Genomic DNA, 14573 nt, shown 5'->3' with positions numbered 1-14573 from the left:
CCCTGCGAAGCGCTGAACGAGAATACTAGCCATGCTTGAAAATCAAGAACTCCGCAAAGCCGGCCTCAAGGTCACCCTGCCCCGGGTCAAGATCCTGCAGATGCTGGACGGCTCGACTGAGCGCCACATGAGCGCAGAGGACGTATACAAGGCACTGATGGAGGCAGGCGAAGATGTTGGCCTGGCCACTGTTTACCGTGTGCTCACCCAATTCGAAGCCGCCGGCCTGGTGGTGCGTCATAACTTTGATGGCGGCCATGCCGTATTCGAGCTGGCAGACGGCGAGCACCATGACCACATGGTGTGTGTCGACTCGGGCGAGGTCGTTGAGTTCTTTGATGCAGAGATTGAGCGCCGCCAGCGCGAGATCGTCAAGGAGCACGGCTTTGAGCTGGTAGATCATAATCTGGTGCTGTACGTGCGCAAGCCGCAAAAATAAGTGCAATCACCGCACAAAAAACCGGGCCTGGCGCCCGGTTTTTTGTGTCTGCACCAAGGTCAGTCTGCGGTAGTGCTCAGCAGCTTGCGGGCGTGGGCCAGCGATTCGTCGGTGAGGTCAATGCCGCCCAGCATGCGGGCGACTTCCTGAATGCGGGCCTCGGTGTCCAGCTGGTCGATGCAGGTGCGAGTGCTGTTGCGGGTCTGCTGTTTGCGTACAAACAGGTGTTGATGCCCCTGTGCTGCAACCTGCGGCAGGTGGGTCACTGTCAGTACCTGCCCTCGGGCGCCGAGCTGGCGCAGCAGTTGGCCGACAATTTCCGCCGTCGGCCCGCCGATACCCACATCGACCTCATCAAATACCAACGTCGGTACGCGTGAGGTTTGCGCGGTAATCACCTGAATGCCGAGACTGATGCGTGACAGTTCGCCGCCGGACGCGACCTTGGCCAGCGGCTTGGCGGGTTGGCCGGGATTGGCGCTGACCAGAAATTCGACATTTTCCAGACCGGTGACCGGGTAGCTGTCTGCATCCAGCGGTGTCAGCTGCAGCTCGATGCGACCGCCCGGCATGCCAAGGCGCTGAATTTCCTGGGTAACTGCCTTGGCCAGCTTGCTGGCACCTTTGCTGCGCTGAGCTGATAACTTCTCGCTGAGTTGACGATAGTGCGCCTGATAGGCGGTCAGTTCCTCCTGCAGTCGCTCGGCGTCGGCGGCTTGCTGCTGCTGGCCTTCGAGTTCATCAATCAGCTGCTGCTGCAAAACCGGTAGCTCGGCCGGCTGGATGCGATGCTTACGGGCCAGCTCGAAGATGGCGCTCAGGCGCTCTTCAACATATTGCTGGCGCTCCGGGTCGGCCTCAAAGTGATCCAGGTAGCGGGTCAGCTCGCCCACGGCTTCTTCAATCTGAATCTGGGCGCTGGCAATCAGGTCGCTGGCTTCGCCCAGTTGGCTGCTGTGATTCTTGAAACCGTCAAGACGCTGCAGGCTGGCGGTCAGGGCTTGGAGCACGCTGCCGGCATCGTTCTCGCTGCAGATGTTGATGACCTGTTGGCAGGAGTGCAGGATCTGGTCGGCGCTGGCCAGTTGGCGCTGTTCGTTTTCCAGTGCTTCCAGTTCGCCATCCTGCAGGCTGAGGTTGTCCAGTTCGTCCAGCTGATAGGTCAGCAGCTGCTGACGTGCGCTCTGCTCTTCGCTCTGGCGGCTGGCTTGCAGCAGAGCCTTCTCGGTCTGGCGGCAGCGCTGTGCGGCGAGCTGTACCTGGCGAGCCAGCTCGCCGGCGCCGGCGTATTCGTCCAGCAGGCGGCGGTGGGTGTCGGTTTTCAGCAGCGACTGGTGTTCGTGCTGACTGTGAATGTCGATCAGCATTTCACCGAGGGCGCGCAGGTCTTGCTGGGGGCAGGGGGAGCCGTTGATGTAACCGCGTGAGCGACCTTCTGCGGTGATGACGCGGCGCAGGATGACCTGCTCGTCGTCTTGCGTCAGATCACGCTCGTCCAGCCACTGGCGTGCCTCCGGGATGTCGCTGATATCGAAGGTGGCGAGGATGTCGGCTTTGTCGCTGCCGGGGCGCACGGCCCCGCTGTCTGCGCGGTCGCCGAGGGTCAGCGCCAGTGCGTCGAGCATGATCGACTTGCCGGCGCCGGTTTCCCCGGTGATCACACTCATGCCGCCGCCCAGATCTAGCTCCAGGTTGTCGACGATGGCGTAGTTGTTGACCGCGAGATGGACCAGCATGGCGCGTGCTCCTGTTTGGTTTTCTGGTTATTTATACAGTAGTTTTCCCGGCGCCTACAAGCCCCCTCAATCTGTCTTTTGATCTCCCCTTGAAGGTTGTGGGAATGGCCCCATATAGGTTGCCAGGCAATGCCAGCGACGCTGGCGGATCATCATTGACAGGCTGTGAGCCCAGCGCCGCAGCGCCATAACCCTATGACAGGAGAAAGACATGGCAGAGGAACAGAGACCGGATCTGCAGGATCAGGACGCGGCTACCGAGGCAGCCGTTGAAACGCCTGAGGGCGATCTTGCGGCGCGCGTGGCAAGTCTGGAAGAACAGCTTGCTGCCGCTCAGGATCAGGCTCTGCGGGCCGTCGCCGATGTGCAAAACGCCCGCCGTCGTGCCGAGCAGGATGTAGAAAAGGCGCACAAGTTTGCGCTCGAGCGCTTTGCCAATGACCTGCTGCCGATCGTCGACAGTCTGGAGCGTGGCCTGGAGCTGTCCAATGCCGACGATGAAGCCATCAAGCCGATGCGCGAAGGGATTGAGCTGACCCTGAAGATGTTCGCCGACACTCTGGCCCGTTTCCAGGTGGTGCCGGTTGTACCCGAGGGTGAGCCCTTCAATCCGGAGCTGCATCAGGCGATGGCGATGGAAGAGAGCGCTGCCGTTGAAGCCAATACCGTGCTCAAGGTGTTCCAGAAGGGTTATACCCTGAGCGGTCGCCTGCTGCGCCCGGCAATGGTTGTGGTGAGCAAGGCTCCGGCCGCCGGCACTCAGTCGATTGACGAGCAGGCTTGAAATTGATTTTGCAGACCCCATCAAGGGTTCATGCACAGATAAACAGCGCCGCTGACTGAACGCGGTAGCCAGATTCGGAGAGAAGCATATGGGCAAGATTATCGGTATCGACCTGGGGACCACCAACTCCTGTGTCGCCATTTTGGAAAACGGTTCCGCCAAGGTGATCGAGAACGCCGAGGGTGCGCGCACCACGCCGTCCATCGTCGCCTACACCAACGACGGCGAAACCCTGGTTGGTCAGTCTGCCAAGCGTCAGGCGGTCACCAACCCGCAGAACACGCTGTACGCGGTCAAGCGTTTGATCGGTCGTCGTTTTGAAGAAGACGTCGTACAGAAAGACATCAAGCTGGTGCCTTACAAGATCGTCAAAGCCGACAACGGCGACGCCTGGGTTCAGGTCAATGACGAGAAGATGGCGCCGCCGCAGGTGTCGGCCGAAGTGCTGAAGAAGATGAAGAAGACCGCCGAAGACTACCTCGGCGAGCCGGTTACTGAAGCGGTTATCACCGTACCGGCCTATTTCAACGACAGCCAGCGTCAGGCCACCAAGGACGCCGGTCGCATCGCCGGTCTGGAAGTCAAGCGCATTATCAACGAGCCGACCGCCGCTGCTCTGGCCTACGGTATGGACAAGGCGCGTGGCGACTCCACCGTTGTCGTATACGACCTGGGTGGCGGTACCTTCGACGTGTCCGTGATCGAGATTGCCGAAGTAGATGGCGAGCACCAGTTTGAAGTGCTGGCCACCAATGGCGACACCTTCCTGGGTGGTGAAGATTTCGACATGCGTCTGATCGACTACCTGGCAGACGAGTTCAAGAAAGAGAACGGCGTTGATCTGCACAACGATCCGCTGGCTCTGCAGCGTCTGAAAGAAGCTGCTGAAAAGGCCAAGATCGAGCTGTCTTCCAGCCAGCAAACTGACGTTAACCTGCCGTATATCACGGCAGATGCGTCCGGTCCGAAGCACCTGAACGTCAAGGTGACTCGCGCCAAGCTGGAGTCGCTGGTTGAGGATCTGATCAAACGCAGCATCGAGCCCTGCCGCATCGCTATGCAGGATGCTGGCCTGGACGTGTCCGAGATCAACGAAGTGATTCTGGTGGGTGGTCAGACCCGCATGCCGCTGGTACAGAAGACGGTTGCCGAGTTCTTCAACAAAGAACCGCGCAAGGACGTTAACCCGGATGAGGCGGTTGCCATTGGTGCCTCCATCCAGGGTGCGGTTCTGGCGGGTGACGTGAAAGACGTGCTGCTGCTGGACGTGACCCCGCTGTCGCTGGGTATCGAAACCATGGGTGGCGTGATGACTGCGCTGATCGAGAAAAACACCACCATCCCGACCAAAAAGTCGCAGGTGTTCTCGACTGCTGACGACAACCAGACTGCCGTGACCATTCACGTGCTGCAGGGTGAGCGCAAGCAGGCGTCGCAGAATAAGTCGCTGGGCCGCTTTGACCTGGCCGACATTCCGCCGGCGCAGCGTGGCGTGCCGCAGATCGAAGTCAGCTTCGACATCGATGCCAACGGTATTCTGAACGTGTCCGCCAAGGACAAAGCGACTGGCAAAGAGCAGTCCATCGTGATCAAGGCGTCCTCCGGTCTGTCGGATGACGAAATCGACAAGATGGTGCGTGACGCCGAGGCTAACGCCGAAGAGGATCGCAAGTTCGAAGAGCTGGTGACCGTGCGTAACCAGGCCGATCAGCTGGTCCATGCGACTCGCAAGACGCTGACCGAGGCAGGCGACAAGGCGACCGACGAAGAGAAGGCGGCCATTGAAACTGCGCTGAGCGATCTGGAAGCGGCGATCAAGACCGGTGACAAGGAAGAGATCGAAGCCAAGATCAACGCCCTGTCCGAAGCCTCTGGTCCGCTGGTTCAGAAGATGTACGCCGAGCAGGCTCAGGCCGGTCAGGCTGATGGCGCAGCGGCAGGTGCGGAGTCTGGCAACGATGCAGACGACGTGGTTGATGCCGAGTTCGAAGAGGTCAAGGACAACAAGTAAGTCCTTGATGAACCGGGCCGGGCGGTGCGTTGAACGTGCCGCCTGACCACTCTGCCTGGCAACGCGGGAGCTTCTCCCGCGTTGCCGTTTGTGCCGAGTGACTCTCTGAGGGAAATCGAACACATGTCCAAGCGTGATTATTATGAAGTGCTGGGGGTCGAGAAGGGCGCCAGCGAGGCCGACCTGAAAAAGGCCTATCGCCGTTTGGCGATGAAGTTTCACCCTGACCGCAACCCGGATGACGAAAAGGCCGAAGAGAAGTTCAAGGAGGCCACCGAGGCCTACGAAGTGCTGACCGATGCCAACAAGCGTGCGGCCTACGATCAGTACGGTCATGCCGGTGTCGATCCGAACATGGGCGCCGGCGGTGGCGGCTTTGGCGGCGGTAACTTCTCCGACATCTTTGGTGATGTCTTTGGTGACATCTTTGGTGGCGGCGGACGCGGCGGTCGGTCCAGTGTGCAGCGCGGCAGTGACCTGCGTTACACCCTGGAGCTGGATCTTGAGGAGGCGGTACGTGGCACCTCGGTGACCATTCGCGTGCCAACGCTGGTTGCCTGTGAAACCTGTGATGGCAGCGGCGCCAAGAAGGGCACTACGCCGGTTACCTGTACCACCTGTGGTGGGCATGGCCAGGTGCGTATGCAGCAAGGTTTTTTCTCTGTGCAGCAGACCTGTCCGCGCTGCCACGGCACCGGCAAGATGATTACCGACCCGTGCAACGACTGTCATGGTGAAGGCCGCGTAGAGAAGCAGAAAAACCTCTCGGTCAAGGTGCCTGCCGGTGTCGATACCGGTGACCGCATTCGCCTGGCTGGTGAGGGTGAGGCGGGCGTCAACGGTGGTCCGGCGGGCGATCTGTACGTCGTGGTCTCGGTGCGCGAGCACAAGATTTTCCAGCGCGATGGCAAAAACCTTTACTGCGAAGTGCCGATCAGCTTTGTCGATGCTGCCCTGGGTGGCGAGTTGGAGGTGCCGACGCTGGATGGCCGCGTCAAGCTTAAGATTCCGGAAGGGGCGCAGACTGGCAAGCTGTTCCGCCTGCGTGGCAAGGGCGTGACGCCCGTGCGTGGTGGTTCGCCTGGCGATCTGCTGTGCCGCGTTGTGGTCGAGACGCCGGTCAATCTGACCAAGCGTCAGCGCGAGTTGCTGGAAGAGTTGCGCCAGACCCTTGAGGCAGAAGGCTCCAGTCAGTCGCCGCGCGCCAAGAGCTGGTTTGATGGCGTGAAAAACTTCTTCGAAGACATGAAATTCTGAGTCAGGAGCGCAGCATGAGACGTATTGCGGTAATAGGCGCAGCCGGGCGCATGGGCAAGATCCTGATCGAGGCGATTGGCCAGGTTGAAGGTGCTGCGCTGACCGCAGCGATTGAGCGCCCCGATAGCTCCCTTGTGGGTGCTGATGCGGGTGAACTGGCCGGCGTCGGGCGCCTGGGGGTTGCGATCAGTGGCGACCTGAAGCAGGTGGTTGACGACTTTGATGTGCTGATCGATTTCACTCATCCGACCACGACGCTGGTCAACCTGCAAGTCTGCCGCGCGGCGGGCAAGTCGATGGTGATTGGCACGACAGGTTTCTCTGAGCAGGAGAAGGCGCTGCTTGCTGAGGCGGCCAAGGATGTGTCTATCGTCTTTGCGCCCAACTTCAGTGTTGGCGTGAATCTCTGTCTCAAGCTGCTGGATATGGCAGCCCGGGTGATGGGGGATGACGCTGATATCGAGGTGATTGAAGCGCACCATCGTCACAAGGTCGATGCGCCCTCTGGCACCGCTTTGCGTATGGGGGAGGTCGTGGCTGATGCGCTGGGTCGTGACTTGGCAAAAGTGGCTGTGTACGGCCGTGAAGGGCAAACCGGTGCGCGCGACCCGCAGACCATCGGCTTTGCTACCGTGCGTGCTGGCGATGTAGTGGGCGACCATACGGTGCTCTTTGCGACTGAGGGCGAGCGTGTGGAGATTACCCACAAGGCCTCCAGTCGCATGACCTTTGCCAAGGGCGCGGTGCGGTCTGCCATGTGGCTGGCTGGTCGTGACCGGGGGCTGTTTGATATGCAGGATGTGCTGGGCTTGAAGGACTGAGATCGTCCATCCAGTGCAGAAAAAAGGCACCGCGAGCGCAAGCTGCGGTGCCTTTTTTGTTGCCCCTGGCGTTACGGAGTGCCGGCGTTGGCCTCGGCGAGGTTGGCCTTCTCGCGGGACAGCTCGTCTAGGGTTTGGGTGTTTTTGCTCAGATAGAACGCGGCAATGGTGGGTACCCAGTCGGCGTGATGGTTGATCAGTCGCGGCTGGATGAAGCTGTATTGCTTGTCGAGCTGCTCGAAGGTCGCCTCGTGCTCTGGCAGTAGTCGCTTCAGTTCGCCGGATCCAGCATGGATACGTGCGTCCAGCTCATCAAAGATGCCTTCCTTGCTTGGCAGGAAGTAGACGCCGACCGAGCTGAACATGTTGTTCTGGTACAGCAGCAGAATGCGGTGGGTTTCGATGCTCTGGCGGTGCAGGGCGAGCAGATCTTCCGGCGCGTCGGCGGCCTCGGTGTTGTAGAGCTCGGCGGCGGCGTTTTCCAGCTTGCCATGGGCCATCATGATCCGGTTGACGGTGGCAAGGCTGTAATGGGCCTGGTCTTCAGGCATGTTTTCGAGTTCGCGGATCAGGGCTACGAGGTCGTTGTACAGGGGGCGCAGGTCGCCAGGATTGTTCATCTGGCGCAGCAGAGCGTCCATACGGCGCAGGGAGGTGTTGTAGATTTCCCGGTTGCCTGGTTCGCGTACGCGCTCGTACAGGTTGTTGTCGATCAGCAGGTAAGTGCCCGCTTCGAAGCCTTCGCTGCGGAATTCATGCAGGGCCTGCAGGCGGAGCGGGTCGGCATGGGCCAGCGCGGCGATGAGTAGCAACGGCAGCACAAGGATGCGTTTCAAGTGCATTTGCATGTTAGGTGTCCCCGAGTCCTGTGTTGTTCTTGTTGTGTTGTCCAGGCGCTCAAGGGCGCTCTGGTGACGGTCTTTGCCGTCTGTTCTGGGCTCCTGCCCGGCGGTTAGCAAGTCGTGTTGTAACACAGACGAGTCGGATAATGAAGATGTGCGACTGACGCGCCGCCGGGTGGCGGGAAGGGCCACGGCAGTGGATATTTCACCCTTGAGTCGTTAAACTATTGCGCTAATCTGTCTATTCAGCGCGTATCTGACAATGCCTTTGCGAGCGGGATGTTGTGTTCACCACTTCATTCCCGCTTTTGTGCAGCCCGCGTTTAGTGAAATGTGTCAGTTCTTTCGGAGGTTTTCTTGTCCAAGCCAGCCATTCTCGCACTCGCCGACGGCAGCATTTTTCGCGGTGAGTCCATCGGCGCCGACGGTTCCAGTGTTGGCGAGGTCGTGTTCAACACGGCCATGACCGGTTACCAGGAGATCCTCACCGATCCCTCCTATGCGCGTCAAATCGTGACGTTGACTTATCCCCACATCGGTAACACCGGTGTCACTCCCGAAGATATCGAATCCGACGCGGTTCAGGCTGCCGGTCTGGTTATTCGTGATCTGCCGTTGCTCGCCAGCAACTGGCGCTGCAAGCAGACCCTGGATGACTACCTGCGTGAGAACGGCATTGTCGCCATTGCTGGTATCGACACCCGCCGTCTGACGCGCATTCTGCGTGAAAAGGGTTCTCAGAACGGCTGTCTGCTGGCCGGTGATGATATCTCTGAAGAGAAAGCGCTGGAGCTGGCGCGCGGCTTCCCGGGCCTGAAAGGCATGGACCTGGCGAAGGAAGTCTCGGTCAAGGAGAGCTATGAGTGGCGCTCCAGTGTCTGGAACCTGGAAACTGACAGCCACCCCGAGCTGAGCGATGCTGAGCTGCCGCACCACGTTGTCGCCTTCGACTACGGTGTGAAGTACAACATTCTGCGCATGCTGGTGGCGCGCGGCTGCCGCCTGACGGTGGTGCCGGCGCAAACACCTGCCTCCGAGGTGCTGGCCCTGAAGCCGGATGGCGTGTTCCTGTCCAACGGCCCGGGCGACCCGGAGCCCTGCGACTATGCCATTGCGGCGATCAAGGAGATTCTGGAAACCGACATCCCGGTGTTCGGTATCTGCCTGGGTCACCAGTTGCTGGCGCTGGCCTCCGGTGCCAAGACCGTCAAGATGGGGCATGGCCATCACGGCGCCAACCACCCGGTTCAGGATCTGGACACTGGTGTGGTGATGATCACCAGTCAGAACCATGGCTTTGCGGTCGATGAAACCAGCCTGCCGGCCAATCTGCGCCCGACCCACAAGTCGCTGTTCGATGGCACCCTGCAAGGTATCGAGCGTACCGACAAGGCTGCCTTCAGCTTCCAGGGGCACCCTGAGGCGAGCCCGGGCCCGCACGACGTGGCACCGCTGTTCGACCGTTTCATCGACGCTATGAAAAAACGCGCCTGAACCCCGGTACACCCTAGGATTTGTAAACGACTATGCCAAAACGTACAGACATCAAAAGCATTCTGATCCTCGGCGCCGGTCCTATCGTGATCGGTCAGGCCTGTGAGTTTGACTACTCCGGTGCCCAGGCCTGCAAGGCCCTGAAGGAAGAAGGCTTCCGCGTCATTCTGGTCAACTCCAACCCGGCGACCATCATGACCGACCCGGCCATGGCTGACGCGACCTACATCGAGCCGATCAAGTGGCAGACCGTGGCCAAGATCATCGAGAAGGAGCGTCCGGACGCGCTGCTGCCGACCATGGGTGGCCAGACGGCGCTGAACTGCGCGCTGGACCTGGAAAAGCACGGCGTGCTGGAGCAGTTCGGCGTCGAGATGGTGGGCGCCAATGCCGACACTATCGACAAGGCGGAAGACCGCTCGCGCTTTGACAAGGCCATGAAGTCCATCGGCCTGGAGTGCCCGCGTTCGGGTATCGCACACAGTATGGCTGAAGCCTATGGCGTGCTCGAGCAGGTTGGCTTCCCGTGCATTATCCGCCCGTCCTTTACCATGGGCGGCACCGGTGGCGGTATTGCCTACAATCGCGAAGAGTTCGAAGAAATCTGCAACCGGGGTCTGGACCTGTCGCCGACCAACGAGCTGCTGATTGACGAGTCGCTGATTGGCTGGAAAGAGTACGAGATGGAGGTTGTCCGCGATAAGAAGGACAACTGCATCATCGTCTGCTCGATCGAAAACTTCGACCCGATGGGTGTGCACACCGGTGATTCCATCACCGTCGCGCCGGCGCAGACGCTGACCGACAAGGAATACCAGATCATGCGTAACGCCTCGCTGGCGGTACTGCGTGAAATTGGCGTTGAAACCGGTGGCTCCAACGTGCAGTTCGGTATCTGCCCGGATACCGGCCGTATGGTCGTCATCGAGATGAACCCGCGCGTCTCCCGTTCGTCGGCGCTGGCCTCCAAGGCGACCGGCTTTCCGATCGCCAAGATCGCCGCCAAGCTGGCTGTCGGTTATACGCTGGATGAGTTGCAGAACGACATTACCGGTGGTCGTACGCCGGCGTCCTTCGAGCCGTCCATCGATTACGTGGTGACCAAAATCCCGCGTTTCGCCTTTGAAAAATTCCCCAACGCCGATGCGCGCCTGACCACTCAGATGAAGTCGGTGGGTGAGGTGATGGCAATCGGTCGTACCTTCCAGGAGTCCATGCAGAAAGCGCTGCGTGGTCTTGAGGTGGGGGTCTGCGGCTTTGATCCCAAAGTCGACCCGGCTGCTGGTGACGTCATGACCGAGCTGACCCGGGAGCTGACTGTTCCGGGTGCGGACCGCATCTGGTATGTGGCTGACGCATTCCGCGCCGGTATGACCCTGCAGCAAGTGTTTGATCTGACCAAGATCGATACCTGGTTCCTGGTGCAGATCGAGGATCTGATCAAGGAAGAAGAGAAGGTCAAAACCCTGGGGCTGGCGGATATCGATTACAGCCTGATGTTCCGCCTCAAGCGCAAGGGCTTCTCCGATCAGCGCCTGGCCCAGTTGCTGGCGGTGAGCGAGAAAAACCTGCGCCGTCACCGTCACAAGCTGAACGTGCTGCCGGTGTACAAGCGCGTGGATACCTGTGCGGCCGAGTTTGCCACCGATACGGCCTACATGTACTCGACCTACGAGGAAGAGTGCGAAGCCAATCCGTCCGGCCGCGACAAGATCATGGTGCTGGGTGGCGGTCCGAACCGCATTGGTCAAGGCATCGAGTTTGACTACTGCTGCGTACACGCCGCGCTGGCGATGCGTGAAGATGGTTACGAAACCATCATGGTCAACTGCAACCCGGAAACCGTCTCTACCGACTACGACACCTCTGATCGTCTGTACTTCGAGCCGGTCACCCTGGAAGACGTGCTGGAAATCGTGCGCGTCGAGCAGCCCAAGGGTGTCATCGTTCAGTACGGTGGTCAGACCCCGCTGAAGCTGGCGCGCGCGCTGGAAGAGGCCGGCGTGCCGATTATCGGTACCAGCCCGGAAGCCATTGACCGCGCTGAAGACCGTGAGCGCTTCCAGCAGATGGTCGAGCGCCTGAACCTGCGTCAGCCGCCGAACGCGACGGCGCGCAGCGAAGACGAAGCACTGGCCCTGTCCAAGCGCATCGGTTACCCGCTGGTGGTGCGTCCGTCCTACGTGCTGGGCGGTCGTGCGATGGAAATCGTCTACCAGGAAGAAGAGCTCAAGCGTTACATGCGTGAAGCGGTCAAGGTCTCCAACGACAGCCCGGTACTGCTGGACCACTTCCTCAATTGCGCCATCGAAGTTGACATTGATGCGGTATCCGACGGCAAAGACGTGGTGATCGGTGCAATCATGCAGCACATCGAACAGGCCGGCGTACACTCCGGCGACTCAGCGTGCTCGTTGCCGCCGTACTCGCTGCCGGCCAACATTCAGGACGACATCCGCGAGCAAGTGCGCAAGATGGCGCTGGAGCTGGGCGTTGTCGGCCTGATGAACGTACAGATGGCGGTGCAGGGTGAGACCATCTACGTGATTGAGGTCAACCCGCGAGCCTCCCGGACCGTGCCCTTTGTGTCCAAGTGCATTGGTCAGTCGCTGGCCAAGATCGCCGCCCGCGTGATGGCCGGCAAGTCGCTGCAGGAACTGGGGTTCACCGAAGAGGTGGTGCCGCCGTACTATAGCGTCAAGGAAGCGGTCTTCCCGTTCGCCAAGTTCCCGGGTGTTGACCCGATCCTCGGCCCGGAAATGAAGTCCACCGGTGAAGTCATGGGTGTGGGTGACAGCTTTGGTGAGGCGTTTGCCAAGTCTCAGCTGGGATCCGGCGAAGTACTGCCGACCAGCGGTACCGCGTTTATCAGCGTGCGCGAAGATGACAAGCCGTTCGCGGTTGATGTTGTCCGCGACCTGATCGAGCTGGGCTTTGAGGTGGTCGCCACCGCCGGTACCGCCAAGGTGCTGGAGGCCGCAGGCCTGACCGTACGCCGCGTCAACAAGGTGACCGAAGGCCGCCCGCACATTGTGGATATGATCAAGAACGACGAGATCGATCTGGTGATCAACACCACTGAGGGGCGCCAGTCGATTGCTGACTCCTACTCCATCCGTCGCAACGCGTTGCAGCACAAGGTCTACTCCACCACCACGCTGGCCGGTGGCGAGGCTGTCTGCACTGCACTGAAATTTGGTCCGGAGCGCGCAGTACGCCGCCTCCAGGATCTGCACAAAGGTATCTGATTCATGAAGTACCCAATGACCAAGCAGGGCGCAGAAGCCCTCGAAGTCGAACTGAAACACCTGAAGACCGAACTGCGTCCGCAGATCACCCAGGCGATCGCCGAAGCGCGCGAGCTGGGGGATCTCAAGGAAAATGCCGAATACCACGCTGCCCGCGAGCAACAGGGGATGGTGGAGGCGCGCATCCGCGATATCGAAGGCCGCCTGTCCAATGCGCAGGTGATCGACGTGACCAGTATTGCCCATACCGGCAAGGTCATTTTTGGCACTACCGTGACCATCGCCAACGTCGATACTGACGAGGAAGTGGTGTATCAGATCGTCGGTGATGACGAGGCTGACATCAAGCAGCGCAAGCTGTCGGTCAACTCGCCCATCGCCCGCGCCTTGATTGGCAAGGAAGAAGGCGAAATCGTGGCGGTGAAAACGCCCGGCGGTGTCGTCGAGTACGAAATCGTCGAGGTCCAGCACCTGTGACGGAGCAGGCTGCCAGCACGGGTGGTCCGGCGCGGCAAAGCGCCGGACGCATTGCCTGGCAGCTGCTGCTGACGCTCTGGGTGGGTGCGGTGTGGAGTTTGCACTTCATTCTGCTGCCCGGCCTGCAGCATATGGGGCTGGCGCCCCTGCTGGTCGACGAGGCAGCGTCGGTGCTGCGCCCATCGGTCATGTTGATTGCGCTGGTTGCCGGTGCGCTGCAGTTGCTTCAGTTGGGGCTGCGACGTGCTGGCTGGCGCGATCTGCGGGTACAGATGCTGGTGCTGGTATTGCTGGCGGCAGGTGCGTTTTTTGGCTTTCGTCTGCAGCCGAACCCGTTGTACGGGATCTTCTGCTATCTGGTGGTTGCCTTCGCTGGCCTGGTGCTGGCGGTCCAGCCCCGCCCGGACGAGGTGCGGGGCTGATGCGCTGCCGGCTCAGAACCCCTGAAAACGCTTGAGGTTGGACAGGTTGGGGTTGGGCTTTTTGGCCCGGCGCAGCAAGATAGCCATCTTGCCGATGACCTGAACCAGCTCGGCGCCACTTTGCTGGCAAGCCTCGTTGATCAGGGCCTGCTTGGCGTCACGGTCACTGACGGTGACGCGAATCTTGATCAGTTCGTGATCGTTCAGCGCACGGTCCAGTTCGGCCAGTACGCCTTCGCTGATACCCTGTTCACTGATAATGACGATCGGCTTCAAATGATGGCCGATGCGCTTGAGATCTTTTTTCTGTGCGGAGCTGAGCGCCATAATGTTCCGTATGAAAATTCATTAAGTGTGTGATGCACTAGTTTAACCGGCGGCGTGGCCCGCTGCACGAGGTATTCCGTGGCACAGTCCAAGACAAGCAAGCGTTGGCTCAAGGAACATTTTGATGATCCCTTCGTAAAGCAGGCGCAGAAGGACGGTTACCGCTCGCGCGCCAGTTACAAGCTGCTGGAGATTCAGGAGCGTGATCGCATCCTCAAGCCGGGCATGACCGTGCTTGATCTGGGGGCTGCGCCCGGCGGCTGGTCCCAGGTCGCTGCGCGGCTGATTGGCGAGAAAGGACGCATCATTGCCTCGGATATTCTGGCTATGGACAGCATTCCCGATGTCACCTTCATCCAGGGCGACTTTACCGAGGACGCCGTCTTCGAGGCGATCCTTGCCGCCATCGGTGATACGCAGGTAGACCTTGTTATTTCCGATATGGCCCCCAATATGAGTGGAACCCCCGCGGTTGATCAGCCGCGGGCCATGTATCTGTGCGAGCTGGCGCTGGACATGGCGGCACGGGTGTTGCGCCCGGGTGGCGATTTTTTGATCAAAGTGTTCCACGGTGAAGGTTTTGATGAATATTTCCGCGAAATGCGCGGACAGTACGACAAGCTGGTAACTCGCAAGCCCGACGCCTCGCGCGGTCGCTCGCGTGAAACCTATCTGCTGGCCCGTGGCTTCAAGGGGGCGGGTCAGTAGTTTGGCT

13 protein-coding genes are annotated in these 14573 nt (G+C 60.1%); 10 read left to right on the top strand and 3 right to left on the bottom strand.

Translation table 11 applies throughout. The features are described from left to right. Nucleotides 1-31 precede the first annotated feature (31 nt). Nucleotides 32-439: a ferric iron uptake transcriptional regulator gene (gene fur / locus ASB58_RS16820; RefSeq protein WP_083726892.1), complete on the top strand. Its 408-nt coding sequence runs from the start codon at nt 32-34 to the stop codon at nt 437-439. A 59-nt stretch (nt 440-498) separates the two neighbouring features. Here the strand turns inward: fur and recN are convergent, their stop codons facing one another. Then, a complete protein-coding gene (recN, locus tag ASB58_RS16815; RefSeq protein ID WP_118131718.1) occupies nt 499-2175 on the bottom strand; it encodes a DNA repair protein RecN in 1677 nt (558 codons plus the stop codon). Between the two features lie 211 nt (nt 2176-2386). Here recN and grpE point away from each other — a divergent pair, with 211 nt between their 5' ends. The 4 genes from grpE to dapB all read left to right on the top strand — a co-directional run bounded on the left by grpE (nt 2387) and on the right by dapB (nt 7048). Next, a complete protein-coding gene (gene grpE, locus ASB58_RS16810) occupies nt 2387-2959 on the top strand; it encodes a nucleotide exchange factor GrpE (protein ID WP_083726888.1) in 573 nt (190 codons plus the stop codon). Nucleotides 2960-3047: 88 nt separating this feature from the next. After that, complete coding sequence (gene dnaK / locus ASB58_RS16805) at nt 3048-4970, top strand: molecular chaperone DnaK (RefSeq protein WP_118131717.1); 1923 nt, start codon at nt 3048-3050, stop codon at nt 4968-4970. A 123-nt stretch (nt 4971-5093) separates the two neighbouring features. Continuing rightward, entirely contained in the window at nt 5094-6227 is a 1134-nt protein-coding gene (dnaJ, locus tag ASB58_RS16800; RefSeq protein WP_096006120.1) for a molecular chaperone DnaJ, read from the top strand. A gap of 14 nt (nt 6228-6241) precedes the next feature. Next, nucleotides 6242-7048: a 4-hydroxy-tetrahydrodipicolinate reductase gene (gene dapB, locus ASB58_RS16795; RefSeq protein WP_118131716.1), complete on the top strand. Its 807-nt coding sequence runs from the start codon at nt 6242-6244 to the stop codon at nt 7046-7048. Between the two features lie 71 nt (nt 7049-7119). Here the strand turns inward: dapB and ASB58_RS16790 are convergent, their stop codons facing one another. Then, nucleotides 7120-7896, bottom strand: coding sequence for a hypothetical protein (locus ASB58_RS16790; RefSeq protein WP_118131715.1), 777 nt, complete (start codon nt 7894-7896; stop codon nt 7120-7122). 351 nt (nt 7897-8247) lie between these two features. Between ASB58_RS16790 and carA the strand changes: the two genes are divergently transcribed. Genes carA through ASB58_RS16770 form a run of 4 tightly spaced genes read left to right on the top strand, consistent with a single transcriptional unit; the run spans nt 8248 to nt 13531 of the window. Continuing rightward, on the top strand, nt 8248-9384 hold the full coding sequence (gene carA / locus ASB58_RS16785; RefSeq protein ID WP_118131714.1) for a glutamine-hydrolyzing carbamoyl-phosphate synthase small subunit: 1137 nt from the start codon (nt 8248-8250) through the stop codon (nt 9382-9384). A gap of 32 nt (nt 9385-9416) precedes the next feature. After that, nucleotides 9417-12632: a carbamoyl-phosphate synthase large subunit gene (gene carB / locus ASB58_RS16780; protein WP_118131713.1), complete on the top strand. Its 3216-nt coding sequence runs from the start codon at nt 9417-9419 to the stop codon at nt 12630-12632. Nucleotides 12633-12635: 3 nt separating this feature from the next. Further along, complete coding sequence (gene greA / locus ASB58_RS16775) at nt 12636-13109, top strand: transcription elongation factor GreA (protein ID WP_096006115.1); 474 nt, start codon at nt 12636-12638, stop codon at nt 13107-13109. Beyond that, the gene (locus ASB58_RS16770; RefSeq protein ID WP_118131712.1) at nt 13106-13531 is read left to right on the top strand and encodes a DUF4149 domain-containing protein; all 426 of its coding nucleotides are present in this window, start codon (nt 13106-13108) and stop codon (nt 13529-13531) included. Before greA ends, ASB58_RS16770 begins: the two co-directional genes overlap by 4 nt. 12 nt (nt 13532-13543) lie before the next feature. Here ASB58_RS16770 and yhbY read toward each other — a convergent pair whose 3' ends face one another. Next, nucleotides 13544-13858, bottom strand: a complete 315-nt coding sequence (gene yhbY, locus ASB58_RS16765) for a ribosome assembly RNA-binding protein YhbY (RefSeq protein WP_096006113.1) — start codon at nt 13856-13858, stop codon at nt 13544-13546. Between the two features lie 78 nt (nt 13859-13936). Between yhbY and rlmE the strand changes: the two genes are divergently transcribed. Beyond that, nucleotides 13937-14566 (top strand): 23S rRNA (uridine(2552)-2'-O)-methyltransferase RlmE, encoded by a 630-nt coding sequence (rlmE, locus tag ASB58_RS16760; RefSeq protein ID WP_118131711.1) that lies wholly within the window; start codon nt 13937-13939, stop codon nt 14564-14566. The last annotated feature ends 7 nt before the right edge of the window (nt 14567-14573 follow it).

Origin of the sequence: Pseudomonas abyssi (genome assembly GCF_003444685.1) — a bacterium.
Lineage (GTDB): Bacteria > Pseudomonadota > Gammaproteobacteria > Pseudomonadales > Pseudomonadaceae > Halopseudomonas > Halopseudomonas abyssi.
The sequence above is the reverse complement of the archived record's forward strand: the minus strand, read 5'-3'. Positions and strand labels throughout refer to the sequence as shown.